Below are 15,050 nucleotides of genomic sequence, written 5' to 3'. Positions count from 1 at the left end.
GGTTATTGGTCTGTTGGCTGAAGTTGTTTGCGTACCAGTTCTACGTTGCGACTGGATGCGACCTCGGCATAGCCATTCAGGAGCGCTTCGACATGTTCTTTGAACAGCCAGTTGCGGTCCTCGTCGTAGCGTTGCATGTGGCGCAGGTTGCGCTGGCGGAGTTCCTGCGACAGTGGTGAGGGCAGGATGCGCAGGTCGGCCAAATCGATAAGGCCAAAGCCACCTTCCTGCAGCAACAACACGTTGCCCAGATGCAGAGAACGGAAATACACCCCTTTCTGGTGTAATCGTGCGACAAAGGCCCCGAGGTGATGGCTCAGGCGCGTGCGCTCTTCCGCCGATGCAGCTTTCTCGAACACCTGGCGCAGGGTCTGGCCCGGCAGTGGTTGGTAGCGCACGCCTTGATTACCGTCCGCAGTCATATGCAGGTCGAGGATCTGCGGTGTGACGAAGCCCAGCGCAGCTAGGCGCTGGCTGTTGCTAACGAAGCGCTGCGAGTAAGGGATCAGCCCGCCTGAGGTAAACCAGCGTCGGCGGCGGAACAGCTTTAGGAAGCTGCCATCCTGCACGCGCAGGACCTTTGGTCCCAGACCATCTTCTTCAATGACTACGGCACCGGTAGCAAGTCGCTCGCTGTCTTCCCGGGATAGCCTGCGCATTTCTACAGATGGCAGGCGCCCGGCGCGCTGCGCGATACTCAGGGCGGCAAGCAGTGCCAGCGGGATCCACAGAAGGAACCAATGCTCCTTCGGCCGGGACATGATGCCGCCGCCCTCTGTCAGGCCTGCACCTATGCCGAATACCAAAAGTGTCGAGGCCAGGACGAAAAGCTGCTGGCTACGATGGCGCCAGCCGGTATATAGGCCGGCAGCGATCATGCTTGCCCACGGAAGGAAACCGATGACGCCTAGATCGTACAGGACGCCCAAGGCAAAATTGTGCGTTTCGCTTAGGTTGTAGCCAATGAGATGAATACTGAATGGTGCATCATAGCCTTGGCCTGTCCATGGATGCTGAAGGATCTGACTCAGGGCGAAATGCCAGATTTCGAAGCGATATGAATCTCCTCGGCCTATCATCATATCCGGCGCGAAGGTGAACAGGATGATGCCGCCCACCGGGATAACAAGCAGTAGCAGAAGCGCGCGCCGCCCGGTGCTCAGCAGGGTCATCCAAGTAACTACCATGGCCAAGGCGACCAGTGGAGTTCTCGACCCGGTGGCCAGTACTGCTACGAGCATGACGACGAGGCCGACTACACAGATAGCCCGTGTTCGCAGGCTTGTGCTGTTGAGGGAAGCCCATAGCCAATAAGTACAGAAGAATCCAAACAAATGAGAGCTGAGCAACGGGTTATCCATGGCTCCCGACCCCACGAGACGTTCGCCTTTGGCGAAGTAGGGCGCGAAGGCCAGGATATCCTCGATCGAACCAGCCGCCGCCAGCAATGCTGCGCCGAAGAAGGTCGGCTTGAGCATCTCGGGACGATGTTGTACCAGCAGGCAGGTACCGGCGAACAGCATGAAAATGTGCAGCGGGCGCTTGATGAGTCCGCTGGTTCCCGCGTCGGAGGCAGTCCACAGGATGCTCAGCAGGGCGAACAGGGCGAACAGGGTGAAGAACTGCACGATCGGCTCGCGCATCAGTTCCTTCAGGATGGCCGGCCGCAGGCACAGGGCGATCAGCGTCGGGATGCTGAACAGGGCGTAGTACAGCTTGTGGTGGAGGCTGCGATCCGGCAGGAAGAACAACGCACTCAGCAAAAGGAAATAACCGACTGGCAACAGCCACAGGGTTATGGCGTCAAAAACACGATTAGCGCTGTTCTGGATGCTTGGGTACATACGTTGGGCGGGTTGTCGTAGTGAGAAAGGACGCAATCTTAACCCAGCCATGGCCAGAGCGCTGCGAAACGTAGCGATTGGCCTGAGGGCCCCGAATTACCCTGTCATGAAGCTGTGTTAAAGTCGGCCTCCCAATTTCCACTTCCCTCCGTGATATGACCGATTCCAGTGGCTCCGCCAGCCCCTCGAGCATAAAGATCTACTTTCGCCTGCTTGGCTACGTCCGGCCCTATATCGGGCTGTTCCTGCTGAGCATCGTCGGCTTCCTGATCTTTGCCTCGACCCAACCGATGCTGGGCTACATCCTCAAGTACTTCGTCGATGGCCTGTCCAACCCCGAAGCCGTGCTCTTCCCCAGTGTTCCCTATCTGCGCGACCTGCAATTGCTGCAGGCGGTGCCGCTGCTGATCATCCTGATCGCGGCCTGGCAGGGCCTTGGCTCCTACCTCGGCAACTATTTCCTGGCAAAGGTTTCCCTGGGCCTGGTGCATGACCTGCGCGTCCAGTTGTTCAACAACCTGCTGACCCTGCCCAACCGCTATTTCGACAAGCACAACTCCGGACACCTGATCTCGCGCATCACCTTCAACGTGACCATGGTCACCGGTGCCGCCACCGATGCGATCAAGGTGGTGATCCGCGAAGGCATGACCGTGATCTTCCTGTTCGGCTCGCTGCTGCTGATGAACTGGCGGCTGACCCTGGTGATGATTGCCATCCTGCCGCTGATCGCCTTCATGGTCAGCCGGGCCAGCAAGAAATTCCGCAAGCAGAGCAAGAAGATCCAGGTCGCGATGGGCGATGTCACCCATGTGGCCTCGGAAACCATCCAGGGTTATCGCGTGGTGCGCAGCTTCGGTGGCGAGGTCTACGAGCAGAAGCGTTTCCTCGACGCCAGCCAGAGCAATACCGACAAGCAACTGCGCATGACCCGCACCGGTGCGATCTACACCCCATTGCTGCAGCTGGTCATCTATACCGCCATGGCCATCCTGATGTTCCTGGTGCTGTACCTGCGCGGTGACGCCTCGGCCGGTGACATGGTCGCCTACATCACCCTGGCCGGCCTGCTGCCCAAGCCCATTCGGCAGTTGTCGGAAGTCAGCTCGACCATCCAGAAGGGCGTCGCCGGCGCGGAAAGCATCTTCGAGCAGCTGGATGTCGAGCCGGAGCTGGACAAGGGCACCGTCGAGCGCGAGAGCGTCAGCGGTCGTCTCGACGTGCGCAACCTCAGCTTCACCTACCCCGGCACCGATCGCCTGGTGCTGGACGACATCAGCTTCTCGGCCGAGCCGGGCCAGATGATCGCCCTGGTGGGGCGCTCGGGCAGCGGCAAGTCGACCCTGGCCAGCCTGATCCCGCGCTTCTACCACCACAGCCATGGCGAGATCCTGCTCGACGGCATCGAGGTCGAGGACTACCGCCTGCTCAACCTGCGCCGGCACATTGCCCAGGTGACCCAGCACGTGACCCTGTTCAGCGATACCGTGGCCAACAACATCGCCTACGGTGATCTGGCCGGTGCACCACGCGCCGATGTCGAGGCGGCGGCAGCTGCGGCCTATGCCAAGGACTTCGTCGATCAGTTGCCGCAGGGCTTCGATACCCAGGTCGGCGAGAACGGCGTGCTGCTGTCCGGTGGCCAGCGCCAGCGCCTGGCGATCGCCCGGGCGTTGCTGAAGAACGCGCCGCTGCTGATCCTCGACGAGGCGACCTCGGCCCTGGATACCGAATCCGAGCGGCATATCCAGGCGGCTCTGGACCATGTCATGGAAGGGCGTACCACCCTGGTCATTGCCCACCGGCTGTCGACCATCGAGAAGGCCGACCTGATCCTGGTCATGGACCAAGGCCGGATCGTCGAGCGCGGTACCCATGAGCAACTGCTCGCTGCCAACGGCTACTATGCCCGCCTGCATGCCATGGGCCTCGACGAGCCGGGCAAGGTCGACATCACCTGAAACAAGTGCGCCGGGCCATCCAGGCCGGGCGCCTTGGCGTTAACGGGGCGCCCGCTAGCGGGCACAGGCGAGCTGTCGCCAACCCTGTGCTAATATCCCGCCCCTGTTCATTCTGTCTGATGGGTTATCCATGAAGTTGTCCATGCCGCGTTTCGATCAAGCCCCGGTTCTGGTGGTCGGCGATGTCATGCTCGACCGCTACTGGCATGGCGGTACTTCGAGGATCTCGCCTGAAGCGCCGGTGCCGGTGGTCAAGGTCGAGCAGATCGAGGATCGTCCCGGCGGCGCGGCCAACGTCGCCTTGAACATCGCAGCACTGGGCGCACCTGCCGCACTGGTTGGCGTCACCGGCCAGGACGAGGCGGCCGACAGCCTGGCCAACAGCCTGCAGGCGGCTGGCGTGCGTTCGGTGTTCCAGCGCATCGCCCACCAACCGACCATCGTCAAGCTGCGGGTCATGAGCCGGCACCAGCAACTGCTGCGTATCGATTTCGAGGAACCCTTCGCCACCGACCCGCTGTCCTTGGGCTCCGAGGTCGAGGCCTTGCTGGAAGGGGTCAGGGTGCTGGTGCTGTCCGACTACGGCAAGGGCGCACTGAAAAACCACCAGAGCCTGATCCAGGCGGCCCGCGAGCGCGGCATCCCGGTACTGGCCGACCCCAAGGGCAAGGACTTCTCCATCTACCGTGGCGCCAGCCTGATCACCCCGAATCTCAGCGAATTCGAAACCATCGTCGGTCGCTGTGCCGACGAGGCCGAGCTGGTGGCCAAGGGTGGCGAGCTGATGCGCGAGCTGGAGCTGGGGGCCTTGCTGGTCACCCGCGGCGAACACGGCATGACCTTGCTGCGTCCGGATCATCCGGCTCTGCACCTGCCGGCCCGGGCCCGTGAAGTCTTCGATGTCACCGGTGCCGGCGACACGGTGATCTCCACCCTGGCCGCGGCAATCGCCGCAGGCGAAGACCTGCCCAACGCCGTGGGCCTGGCCAACCTGGCTGCCGGTATCGTGGTCGGCAAGCTGGGTACTGCGGCGATCAGCGCGCCGGAGCTGCGTCGGGCGATCCAGCGCGAGGAAGGCTCCGAGCGCGGCGTGCTGGGCCTGGAGCAACTGCTGCTGGCCATCGACGATGCCCGTGCGCACAACGAGAAGATCGTCTTCACCAATGGCTGCTTCGACATTCTCCATGCCGGTCACGTGACCTACCTGGAGCAGGCGCGGGCCCAGGGTGACCGATTGATCGTCGCGGTCAACGACGACGCGTCGGTGAGCCGGTTGAAAGGGCCGGGGCGTCCGATCAACAGCGTCGATCGGCGCATGGCGGTGCTGGCGGGGCTGGGTGCGGTCGACTGGGTGATCAGCTTTGCCGAAGGCACGCCCGAGAACCTGCTGAGCCAGGTCAAGCCGGACGTGCTGGTCAAGGGTGGTGACTATGGCATCGACCAGGTGGTCGGCGCGGATATCGTCAAGGCCTACGGCGGCACGGTGAAGGTGCTGGGCCTGGTGGAAAACAGCTCGACCACGGCGATCGTCGAGAAGATCCGCAAGAACTGAAATGAAAAAGGGCCTGCATTGCAGGCCCTTCTGGTTTACGCGGAGCCTGTGGGAGCTGTGTCGTCTATTTGCTCAACCCGCCCCGCGCCATCTGCAACAACGCCTTCGCCTTTCCGGTAATCCGCTGCAAGCCGCTGGGCCTGTTCGGCGCCAGCCCTTGCTGGCGCAGCCAGTCCTTCCAGCGAATCCGCTCGTCCTTCACCACCCAGCCTTCCTGCTGGGCAAAACTTTCGGCCAGGTAAAGACCGCGGGTGCTGGCCGGTACCAGCCTGTCCTTTTTCAGGGTGTACAACTCGGGCAATGGCTTGCCGTCTTCCAGCGGCATCAGGTACAGGTCGGGGCGCGCGCGATCCAGGCGGGCGACAAGCTGGTCGCCCTCCAGGCGCTCGTCGACATGGAACAGACTCAGCGACTTGGCTTCCTTCGGCACCTGCAGGCGTAGGTCGTAGATCAGTTGCAGCGATGCCGTCGGCAGATGCACGTAGGCCCGCGGCCGTTCGATCAGTTGCTGGCTACCGCAGCGTACCGGCCGCGCCGCGCCGGTGTGCGGGGAGAGGTTGAACGACAGTGCCTCGCAATAATGCAGGGCGGCGGCGTAGGGCGCCGGCAGCCAGGTGTCGTTGAAGCGTCCGCCGAGCCAGCCTTCCGGGGTTTCCAGCAAGCATTCCTCGGCAACTTCCTGGACGGCGGTATGCAGCGGCAGGTTGAGCTCCTGCGCCGGGACATAGCCCGAGATCAGCTTGAGCACCACATCGCCGCGGTCCTGCCGGCGCTGGCGCACCAGCACCCAGTAGTCGCGGTGCTGCCAGCACAGGGTCAGGCGTACCGAGACGCCGAGGTTGGCCAGTTCGACGGCGAAGCGTTCGTGATCCGGCAACTGGATCGCCTTGCGTCGTTGCAGGGTCTGGGCAAAGTTGAGCGGCCGGCCGATGCTCTGGTAGCTCAGCCCGTCCGCGCCGGCTTCGACGTGCAGCGGCAGGGTCTTGAAGTTGCTGGGATTCTTGCGGATCAACGTTCGCGGCATGTCGGCTCCTTCTTGCGTTGGGGTCGGCCGCGGCGGCGGCTCAGTGCTGGCGCAGCACCTGGGCGACGGTCGCCACGTTGTGGGCCAGGTGCACGGGATTGATGGTTCCGACAATAGCACTGCCGACGCCTGGGTGGGCAAACAGCAGTTCGAAGCTGGCACGCACCGGATCGACTCCCGGACTCAGGCAGACATGCCCGCTGGCCAGGGCCTTCTTCACCAGGATCGCCTTGCCATGGGCCGCGGCATAGTCGAGCACCGGGCGCTCGGCCTGCTCGTTGAGATTGTAGGTGACCATCGCGCAATCGCCCTGCTCCAGGGCTTTCAGCCCGCCTTCCACGGTTTTGCCGGAAAAGCCGAAGCCGCGGATCTTGCCTTCCTGCTTGAGCAGGGCAAGGGTCTGGTAGACCTCCTCCTGTTCGAGGATGCGCAGGTCGTCGCCGTTGGAGTGGACCAGCACCAGGTCGATGGAGTCTGTTTCAAGGCGTTTCAGGCTGCGCTCGATGGAGCGGCGGGTGTGGTCCGCGCTGAAATCGAAGCGGGACTGGCCGTCCTCGAACTCTTCACCCACCTTGCTGACGATCACCCATTGATCGCGCTGGCCGCGCAGCAGGGGGCCGAGACGCTCTTCACTGCGACCGTAGGCCGGCGCCGTGTCGATCAGGTTGATGCCCAGGTCGCGGGCCTGGGCGAGCAGCATGCGGGCGCTTTCATCGTCAGGGATGGTGAAACCGTTGGGGTACTTGACCCCTTGGTCGCGACCCAGCTTGACGGTGCCCAGGCCCAGCGGTGAAACCGAAAGGCCGGTACTGCCCAGCGGGCGATGCAGGTCATGCAGCGTGGGCAGGGTCATGGCAGCAGGCGATCCCATTCAGGTAGGGCCAGGGGTGGCCTGGGCAGGTCGGGCAGGGCGGGGAAGCCGCCTGGCTTGATGCCGTCGCGGTCGAGGGCCTGCAGCACGCGGTCGGCGAAATCCGGGGCGAGGGCCAGCTTGGTCGGCCAGCCGACCAGCAGATTGTGCTGGTCGGCGAGGAAGGCGTTGTCCGGACGGACCAGGCCGGATTGCGCCGGCTCGGCCCGATCGACCCGCAGGGTGGCCCAGCGGACCTGGCTCAGGTCCACCCACGGCAGCAGGCTGGCGACTTCCTTCCTTGCTGCGGCGATCTGCGCCTCCGGCTCGCGGGCCACGCCATCGGCTTCGGCGAGGTCGCCGCCGAGGTACCAGACCCACTGGCCGTCGGCTGCCGGATGGGTGGTGACGGTAATGCGCGGCTTGGGGCCACCGCCCAGGCAGTGGGCGTACAGCGGCTTAAGGCTCGGCCCCTTGGCAATCACCATATGCAGCGGCCTGCGCTGCATGGCCGGCTGGCTCAGGCCGAGGTCGGCGAGCAATTCGGCAGTGCCGGCGCCGGCACTGAGGACGATGCGCCTGGCGCGGATTTCCCGCTCATCGACGCGCAGGCCGACCAGTTCGTTGCCTTCGCGCAGGGGCTCGATGCGCTCGCCGGCGAGCAGGCTGTCGCCGCCTAGGTCGGCCAGGCGCTGCAGCAGGCTTGGCACGTCCACCACCAGTTCCGCCAGGCGATAGACCTTGCCCTTGAAGCCGCGATCCTGCAGGGCTGGCGGCAACTGGTCGCCCTTGACCTGATCGACCCGGCCACGTACCGCCTTGCTGGCGAAAAAGCTGGTGAGGTTGCCGGCCAGGGTGCCTGGGGACCACAGGTAATGGGCGTCCGACAGCAGGCGCACACCGGACAGGTCCAGCTCGCCATTGCCGGCCAACGCCTCGCGCCAGCGCCGCGGCATGTCGGCGATGGCTTCCGAGGCGCCGGTCAGGGCGCCATGCAAGGCGTACTTGGCGCCGCCATGGATGATGCCCTGGGACTTGAGGGTCTGCCCGCCACCGACGCTGGCGCGCTCCACCAGCACTGTCGAGTAGCCCAGGCGCCGCAGCCGGGCGTTGAGCCAAAGACCCGCAACCCCCGCGCCGACGATCAGGACGTCGGTGGAAATGACCGATGACATGCAGTTACCTCAACAAGCTGGACAGGCGGGGAAGTATAAGCCTGTTGGGCACTTTTCCGGCATCAATGCCCGGCGGTTTTCGAGAACAGCTGGATCACCACCACGCCGCTGACGATCAGGCCCATGCCCAGCACGGCCGGCAGGTCCAGTTTCTGGCCGTATATCACCAAGGCGACGATGCTGATCAGAACGATGCCCAGGCCCGACCAGATGGCGTAGGCGATGCCTACCGGAATGCTGCGCACCACCAGGGTCAGCATCCAGAACGCCACGCCGTAACCGCACACCATCAGCAGCAATGGCAACGGGGTGCTCAGGCCCTTGACCGCTTTCATCGAAGCGGTGGCGATGACTTCGGCGCAGATGGCGATGGCGAGATAGGTGTAGGCATTCATGACTGGGCACTCCTCTGATGGCTCGCGCATTCTAGAACCTGGCCAGATGCGGTAAAGTCATTTCCTATCTGTCTGGGAGATAGGTTGCATGATTCAAGCGCAATGGAGTCTGGAGCAGGTCCGCCTGTTCGTCGAAGTGGCTGAGCGGCGTTCGTTTTCCGCCGTGGCGCGGGCGGCGGGGCGGGCGCAGTCGGCGGTGAGCAATGCCATCGCACTGCTCGAGACCGACCTCGGGCTGACCCTGTTCGAGCGCAGCAGCGGTCGTCAGCCACAGTTGACCGAGGCGGGAGCGGCGCTGCTGGAGGATGCCAAGGAGTTGCTGCGCCAGTGCGAGCGCCTTGAAGGCCGGGCCTCGGCGCTGATGCGCGGGCAGGAACCGCGCCTGCGCCTGGCACAGGATGAGGCGATGCCCTATCCGCCGGTGATCGAGAGCCTGGACGAGTTGTCGCTGCAGTTCCCGCTGCTGGAAGTGCAACTGGCCAGCAGCGCCCAGGGCGATGTGGCGCGGCAACTGGTCGAACGGCGCGCGGACCTGGGCTTGATGTTCCATCACGAGCGGGTGCCCGATGCGCTGGAGCGTCGTGTGCTGGGCAGCATCGAGATGGTCACGGTGTGTCCCGTGGGGCATCCGTTGGCGACGGTGGGACGGGTCAGTTGCGAGCATCTGGCGCGGCACCGGCAGTTGCTGGTCAACCCGCGGGACAGCGGCTACGCCGGGGGCGAGCCGGCCAGCCCGCTGGTCTGGCGCGCGGACAGTTTCTATGTGATGGCCGAACTGTTGCAGCGCGGCTTGGGGTGGGCCTGGTTGCCGAGGCATGTAGTGCAGTACCCGGCTTATCAACAACAGATGGTCGAGCTGGATTGCGAATGGCGTCCGCCGGCGCTGGTGGTGGAACTGGCCTGGCGCCGGGACGAGCCGCTGGGGCCGGCGGCGCAGTGGTTGGCGGAAAGGTTTGCTGTGCATCTGCGGGAAATGGGTTGAAGTTTACGGCCTCATCGCCGGCAACGCCGGCTCCCACAGTATGTGAGCGGCGCTAGACCTTGTGGGAGCCGGCGTTGCCGGCGATGAGGCCCTCGAAGTCAGCATGGAAGCATTGCCGATGGCTTCCTTGTAAACTCCCGCGCCATGAACAGAACTCTCTATACCCTGCTGTTTCACCTGGGCCTGCCGCTGGTTGCGCTGCGCCTGTTCCTGCGTGGGCGCAAGGCGCCGGCTTATCGCCAGCGCATTGGCGAGCGTTTCGCCATCGGCCTGCCGCCGCTCAAGCCCGGCGGTATCTGGGTCCACGCCGTGTCGGTGGGCGAAAGCATCGCCGCGGCGCCGATGATCCGTGGGCTGCTGGAACGTTATCCACAGTTGCCGATCACGGTAACCTGCATGACCCCTACCGGCTCGGAACGGATCCGCGCGATGTTCGCCGGCGAGCCGCGCATCCAGCACTGCTACCTGCCCTATGACCTGCCCTGGGCGGCGGCGCGCTTCCTCGACAGGGCGCGACCGCAGTTGGGCATCATCATGGAAACCGAGTTGTGGCCCAACCATATCTACCAATGCGCCAAGCGCGGGATTCCGGTAGCCCTGGCCAACGCCCGGCTATCCGAGCGTTCGGCCCGGGGCTATGCGCGTTTTGCCGGGCTGACCCGGCCGATGCTGGAGGAGATGAGCCTGCTCGCCGTGCAGACCGAGGCCGAGGCCGAGCGCTTCCGCCAGTTGGGCGCGCGTCCGGCGACGGTGCAGGTGACCGGCTCGATCAAGTTCGATCTGAAGATCGACGAGCACCTGCTGCCGCGCGCCCGTGAACTGCGCGAGCAGTGGGGAGCGACCCAGCGTCCCGTGTGGATTGCCGCCAGTACCCACGACGGCGAGGACGCGCTGATCCTGGCTGCGCACAAGCAATTGCTGGACGCCCATGCCGACGCGCTGTTGATCCTGGTGCCACGGCATCCGGAGCGTTTCAACGCGGTTCATCAATTGTGTGCCGAACACTTCGCCACGGTGCGTCGTTCCACCGGCGCGGCGGTGGACGGGCAGACCCGGGTGCTGCTTGGCGACACCATGGGCGAATTGCTGTTCCTGTATGCCCTGGCCGATATCGCCTTCGTCGGCGGCAGCCTGGTGCCGACCGGCGGGCACAACCCGCTGGAGCCGGCGGCGCTGGCCTTGCCGGTGATCATGGGGCCCCATGTGTTCAACTTCCTGGAAATCAGCGCGATGTTGCGCGAGGCGGGAGCGTTGGAGCAGGTCGATGATGCCGAGGGCCTGGCGACCGAGGTGAGAAGGCTGATCGAGTTGCCGCGGGATGCAAGGAGGATGGGCGAGGCGGGCGTGGCGGTGATGCGGGCCAATCAAGGGGCCTTGCAGCGTTTGCTCGATGGTTTGGGGGCTTTGATCAAGTAGAGACTGTTCCACCGCAATCGCTGCGGTGCGGCGATCCGACAAGCCAGCTCCCACAGGGTTCTGTGGGAGCTGGCTTGCCAGCGATGAGGCCCCTACGGACGGCTGTCGAAATTGGCCTTGGCCGCCGCCGCCAGGTCAGGCGGCAGGAAGTCCTTGTCCGGGTTGTAGTCCGGCTTCAGGTAGCGCCCGAGATCCTGCAGGTCCTGCGGGCTCAAGGTTCCGGCGGCCTGCTTAAGGCGCAGGTTGTCGAGGATGTAGTCGTAGCGGGTGTTGTTGTAGTCGCGCACCGAGGTGTACAGCTGGCGCTGTGCGTCGAGTACGTCGACGATGTTGCGCGTGCCCACCTGGTAACCGATTTCCGTGGCTTCCAGCGCGCTCTGGTTGGAAATGATCGACTGCTTGCGCGCCTGAACCTGTTCCACATCGGTGTTTACCGCGCGGTGCAGGTTGCGGGTGTTCTCCACCACCTGGCGGCGCAGGCTTTCACGCTGCTGCTCGGTCTGGCTCAAGCGCTGGTAGGCCTCGCGCACCTGCGAGCTGGTCAGGCCGCCGCTGTAGATCGGGATATTCAACTGCAGGCCGATGCTGGTCTGCTCCACGTCGCCGCCATAGCGCTGCCCGGTGTAGTTCGGGTTGCTGAAGCCGAGGCTGTCGTTGTCACCCTTCTCGTAGCGCGCTACCGCATCGACGGTCGGGGCATGCCCGGCCTTGCGCTGGCGCAGGGTTTCCTCGGCGGCCTGCACGGCGTGGTTGGTCGCTTGCAGGTTGAGGTTCTGCTGGGTCGCGGTGTCGACCCAGGCCTTGGCATCGTTGGGGATCGGCACCTGCACCGGAAGTGTATGGACAATGCCCTGGATCGAGTTGTAGTCGCGGTTGGTCAGGGTCACCAGGGCTTCGAAGGCGTCGGCCACGCGGCGCTCGGCGATGATCCGGTTGGCCCGCGCGGTATCGTAGCTGGCCTGGGATTGCAGTACGTCGGTCTTGTCCGACAGGCCCACGTCGAAGCGCTCGTTGGACTGGTCGAGCTGGCGCTTGAAGGCTGCTTCCTCGGCCTTGGTCGAGGCCAGGTTGTCCTGGGCGCGCAGCACCGCAAAGTAATTCTCGGCGCTTTGCAGGATAAGGTTCTGCTCGGTGGCCGACAGCTCCAGGGCCGCCTGCTCGTTGACTGCTTCGGCTGCCTGCAACTGGAACCAGCGGTCGGCGCGGAAGATCGGCTGGGCCAGGGTCGCGCTCCAGGTGTTGCCGCTGCGGCTGGCAGTGATCGATGGCTGATCGATGCTGGTCCGGGTATTCATCATCTCGGCGCCGGCAGACAGGTTCGGCAGCAGGCCGGCACGGGCCTGGGGCACCACTTCGCGACGGGCGCCATAGTCGGCACGGGCGGCGGCGAGGTCGGCGTTGTTGCTGACGGCCTCGTTGTAAACGCTGACCAGGTCGGTTTTGCTCGACAGCGGCAAGTCTGCTGCCCAGGCCAATCCGTTGGAAGCACAAGACACGGCAAGCGCCAGTGAAAGTTTGCGCAGCATAGGGCGGTCCTTGAACGAAGAAGGTAATTCTGAACTTGCGAGTGTAGTTGCGCTGGCAGTTTGCAACAATCTGGCAATTGCGCCATTTGTCACGCTGGTGTCCGGAGTGTTGGCGTTTGTGCTCGCGCCGGTCTAGACTGCGCGAGTTCTTGTCGGGGTGCCTTGCGTTGAGGCTGAGATCGGAAATTCCGGATCCCGTTGAACCTGATCAGGTTAGCGCCTGCGTAGGGAACAAGATTGCTCGCTTCCCGCGAGCCCTCTTGTGCCGGGTCCGGGAATGTCGAGTCAGCCGCAGCAGGCCGCCAGACACCCCCGCATTCTGCACAGCACCGCCCCAGGTGCATTCTCCGTGCCCCCATCAGGTTCACTCCGACATCCAACCCGTCTGGAGAGCCTGTGATGAGCAAACAAGAAAAATACCCGTCCAACCTGAGCGAGTCCGCCCAGGTCGATCAGCAGTCCGTGCAACCCTTCACCCGTTCGCGCAAGGTGTATGTCGAGGGCTCGCGTCCGGACATCCGCGTGCCGATGCGGGAAATCAGCCTTGACGATACCCCCACCGACTTCGGCGGCGAGCCCAACGCCCCGGTGCTGGTGTACGACACCTCCGGCCCGTACACCGACCCCAATGTGGTGATCGACGTGCGCAAGGGCCTGGGCGACGTACGTTCGGCCTGGATCGACGACCGCGGCGACACCGAACGGCTCGACGGCCTGTCCTCCGACTTCGGCCAGCAGCGCCTGAACGACCCCGAGCTGACCAAGCTGCGCTTCGCCCACGTGCGCAACCCGCGCCGGGCCAAGGCCGGGGCCAACGTCAGCCAGATGCACTATGCGCGCAAGGGCATCATCACCGCCGAGATGGAATACGTCGCGCTGCGCGAAAACATGAAGCTGCAGGAAGCCCGTGCAGCCGGCCTGCTCGATCAGCAGCACGCCGGGCACAGCTTCGGCGCGAGCATCCCCAAGGAAATCACTCCCGAGTTCGTCCGCGAGGAAATCGCCCGCGGTCGCGCGATCATTCCGGCCAACATCAACCACGTGGAACTGGAGCCGATGATCATCGGCCGCAACTTCCTGGTGAAGATCAACGGCAACATCGGCAACAGCGCCCTGGGCTCTTCCATCGAGGAAGAAGTGGCCAAGCTGACCTGGGGCATCCGCTGGGGCTCGGACACGGTCATGGACCTGTCCACCGGCAAGCACATCCATGAAACCCGCGAGTGGATCATCCGCAACTCGCCGGTGCCGATCGGCACCGTACCGATCTACCAGGCCCTGGAAAAAGTCAATGGCGTGGCCGAGGACCTGACCTGGGAATTGTTCCGCGACACCCTGATCGAACAGGCCGAGCAAGGCGTGGACTACTTCACCATCCACGCCGGCGTGCTGCTGCGCTACGTGCCACTGACGGCCAAGCGGGTAACCGGCATCGTCAGCCGCGGCGGTTCGATCATGGCCAAGTGGTGCCTGGCGCATCACAAGGAGAACTTCCTCTATACCCACTTCGAAGAAATCTGCGAAATCATGAAGGCCTACGACGTCAGCTTCTCGCTGGGCGACGGCCTGCGTCCTGGTTCGATTGCCGATGCCAACGACGAAGCGCAGTTCGGCGAGCTGGAAACCCTTGGCGAGCTGACCAAGATCGCCTGGAAGCATGACGTGCAGTGCATGATCGAAGGGCCCGGCCACGTGCCGATGCAACTGATCAAGGAAAACATGGACAAGCAGCTGGAATGCTGCGACGAGGCGCCGTTCTACACCCTCGGCCCGCTGACCACCGACATCGCGCCCGGCTACGACCACATCACCTCCGGTATCGGTGCCGCGATGATCGGCTGGTTCGGCTGCGCCATGCTCTGCTATGTCACGCCGAAGGAACACCTCGGCCTGCCGAACAAGGATGACGTCAAGACCGGGATCATCACCTACAAGATCGCCGCCCATGCGGCGGACCTGGCGAAAGGGCATCCGGGCGCGCAGATCCGTGACAACGCGTTGAGCAAGGCACGTTTCGAATTCCGCTGGGAAGACCAGTTCAACCTGGGCCTGGATCCGGACACCGCGCGCTCGTTCCACGACGAGACCCTGCCGAAGGACTCGGCCAAGGTCGCGCACTTCTGCTCCATGTGCGGGCCGAAGTTCTGCTCGATGAAGATCACCCAGGAAGTGCGCGAATACGCCGCCAACCAGCGCATCGACGCGGTGGACGTGGCGGTCGAGGACGGCATGCGCGAGCAGGCCGAGCGGTTCCGCCAGGAAGGCAGCCAGTTGTACAAGAAAGTCTGAGGCGGCCCCGATCGCTGGCAAGCCAGCTCCCACAGG

11 protein-coding genes and 1 riboswitch are annotated in these 15,050 nt (G+C 64.1%); of the genes, 5 read left to right on the top strand and 6 right to left on the bottom strand.

The features are described from left to right. Positions 1–2: 2 nt before the first annotated feature. On the bottom strand, positions 3–1,844 hold the full coding sequence (locus ACPFMA_RS26340; RefSeq protein ID WP_425929176.1) for an O-antigen ligase family protein: 1,842 nt from the start codon (positions 1,842–1,844) through the stop codon (positions 3–5). A 155-nt stretch (positions 1,845–1,999) separates the two neighbouring features. Here ACPFMA_RS26340 and msbA point away from each other — a divergent pair, with 155 nt between their 5' ends. Together msbA and hldE are read left to right on the top strand one after the other, a co-directional pair. Beyond that, positions 2,000–3,805: a lipid A export permease/ATP-binding protein MsbA gene (msbA, locus tag ACPFMA_RS26335; RefSeq protein WP_009399397.1), complete on the top strand. Its 1,806-nt coding sequence runs from the start codon at positions 2,000–2,002 to the stop codon at positions 3,803–3,805. Between the two features lie 130 nt (positions 3,806–3,935). Next, a complete protein-coding gene (hldE, locus tag ACPFMA_RS26330; protein ID WP_064301483.1) occupies positions 3,936–5,357 on the top strand; it encodes a bifunctional D-glycero-beta-D-manno-heptose-7-phosphate kinase/D-glycero-beta-D-manno-heptose 1-phosphate adenylyltransferase HldE in 1,422 nt (473 codons plus the stop codon). Positions 5,358–5,421: 64 nt separating this feature from the next. On the opposite strand, the gene ACPFMA_RS26325 is transcribed toward hldE, so the two are convergent. The 4 genes from ACPFMA_RS26325 to ACPFMA_RS26310 all read right to left on the bottom strand — a co-directional run bounded on the left by ACPFMA_RS26325 (position 5,422) and on the right by ACPFMA_RS26310 (position 8,801). Beyond that, on the bottom strand, positions 5,422–6,381 hold the full coding sequence (locus tag ACPFMA_RS26325; protein WP_425929173.1) for a metal ABC transporter ATPase: 960 nt from the start codon (positions 6,379–6,381) through the stop codon (positions 5,422–5,424). Between the two features lie 40 nt (positions 6,382–6,421). After that, positions 6,422–7,234: an aldo/keto reductase gene (locus ACPFMA_RS26320; protein WP_064301485.1), complete on the bottom strand. Its 813-nt coding sequence runs from the start codon at positions 7,232–7,234 to the stop codon at positions 6,422–6,424. After that, the gene (locus ACPFMA_RS26315; RefSeq protein ID WP_425929171.1) at positions 7,231–8,406 is read right to left on the bottom strand and encodes an NAD(P)/FAD-dependent oxidoreductase; all 1,176 of its coding nucleotides are present in this window, start codon (positions 8,404–8,406) and stop codon (positions 7,231–7,233) included. Before ACPFMA_RS26315 ends, ACPFMA_RS26320 begins: the two co-directional genes overlap by 4 nt. 62 nt (positions 8,407–8,468) lie before the next feature. After that, on the bottom strand, positions 8,469–8,801 hold the full coding sequence (locus tag ACPFMA_RS26310; RefSeq protein WP_009399408.1) for a DMT family transporter: 333 nt from the start codon (positions 8,799–8,801) through the stop codon (positions 8,469–8,471). A gap of 91 nt (positions 8,802–8,892) precedes the next feature. On the opposite strand from ACPFMA_RS26310, the gene ACPFMA_RS26305 reads away from it, so the two are divergent. Together ACPFMA_RS26305 and waaA are read left to right on the top strand one after the other, a co-directional pair. Further along, a complete protein-coding gene (locus ACPFMA_RS26305) occupies positions 8,893–9,783 on the top strand; it encodes a LysR family transcriptional regulator (RefSeq protein ID WP_420058934.1) in 891 nt (296 codons plus the stop codon). A 144-nt stretch (positions 9,784–9,927) separates the two neighbouring features. After that, positions 9,928–11,199, top strand: a complete 1,272-nt coding sequence (waaA, locus tag ACPFMA_RS26300) for a lipid IV(A) 3-deoxy-D-manno-octulosonic acid transferase (RefSeq protein ID WP_425929168.1) — start codon at positions 9,928–9,930, stop codon at positions 11,197–11,199. Between the two features lie 92 nt (positions 11,200–11,291). On the opposite strand, the gene ACPFMA_RS26295 is transcribed toward waaA, so the two are convergent. After that, on the bottom strand, positions 11,292–12,725 hold the full coding sequence (locus ACPFMA_RS26295; RefSeq protein ID WP_009399510.1) for a TolC family outer membrane protein: 1,434 nt from the start codon (positions 12,723–12,725) through the stop codon (positions 11,292–11,294). Between the two features lie 143 nt (positions 12,726–12,868). Continuing rightward, positions 12,869–12,973: riboswitch (TPP riboswitch) on the top strand. Positions 12,974–13,124: 151 nt separating this feature from the next. Here ACPFMA_RS26295 and thiC point away from each other — a divergent pair. Further along, positions 13,125–15,014 carry a phosphomethylpyrimidine synthase ThiC gene (thiC, locus tag ACPFMA_RS26290; protein WP_064301489.1) on the top strand — a complete coding sequence of 630 codons (1,890 nt, stop codon included), beginning with the start codon at positions 13,125–13,127 and terminating at the stop codon, positions 15,012–15,014. The last annotated feature ends 36 nt before the right edge of the window (positions 15,015–15,050 follow it).

This window comes from Pseudomonas sp. NyZ201 (assembly GCF_049860765.1).
Taxonomy (GTDB): domain Bacteria; phylum Pseudomonadota; class Gammaproteobacteria; order Pseudomonadales; family Pseudomonadaceae; genus Aquipseudomonas; species Aquipseudomonas bharatica.
This window is presented reverse-complemented; position numbering and strand designations above follow the sequence as displayed.